The following is a 597-nucleotide window of genomic DNA, read 5'->3' as shown; positions in this document are numbered from 1 at the left end:
CAGTGCCCAATCGATCAGGTCAGCAAGATCATCCAGCGAAGAAGTGCCGGACCGATCAACTGCAAACCCGAATGCTTCCTGACCAATCTGGCGACGGCTCATCACACACCTCCATCATTCGACGAACAAATTGAATCATCAATAAATTCAGCCGTCTATAAATTTCCGCGCACAGGTCTCATTATTCGGCGATCTCGGCGACCCTGATCGGCTGCTCGACGGCACGGAACAAAGGCACCTGCGACAACCGAACCAACATCCGCCGCGACGAGTTGGAGACGCGCGTACTGAATGCGCTTCGCACAAAACTCGTCGATCCCGAGTTGTTCGCTCACTTCTGCGCGGTGTTCACGCAAGAGATGAACCGGCTGCGCATCGAAGGCCGCGCGGGCATCGCTGGGGCCGAGACCGAGATGGCCAAGATCGAGCGCGAATTGACAAAGCTGCTGACGGCTATCAAGGCCGCTGACATGTCAATCGGCCCTTTAATTGCGGGACTTAGTCAAGCCTGTTTTGCCCGTGCCGGGGTCATGGTCCTTTTCGAGGTCATGGCCTCATGATGATGTTCGGGTCGGATGCCTCAACGTGCGGAGCGCG

At 56.6% G+C, this 597-nt stretch carries 1 protein-coding gene; it reads left to right on the top strand.

Annotation, left to right across the window (positions count from 1 at the left end; all coding sequences use genetic code 11):
• Window positions 1-161 precede the first annotated feature (161 nt).
• Complete coding sequence (locus DEM27_RS34920) at window positions 162-560, top strand: recombinase zinc beta ribbon domain-containing protein (RefSeq protein WP_337250492.1); 399 nt, start codon at window positions 162-164, stop codon at window positions 558-560.
• Window positions 561-597: the final 37 nt, after the last annotated feature.

Source organism: Rhizobium album (assembly GCF_003122325.1).
Taxonomy (GTDB): domain Bacteria; phylum Pseudomonadota; class Alphaproteobacteria; order Rhizobiales; family Rhizobiaceae; genus Metarhizobium; species Metarhizobium album.
The sequence above is the reverse complement of the archived record's forward strand: the minus strand, read 5'-3'. Positions and strand labels throughout refer to the sequence as shown.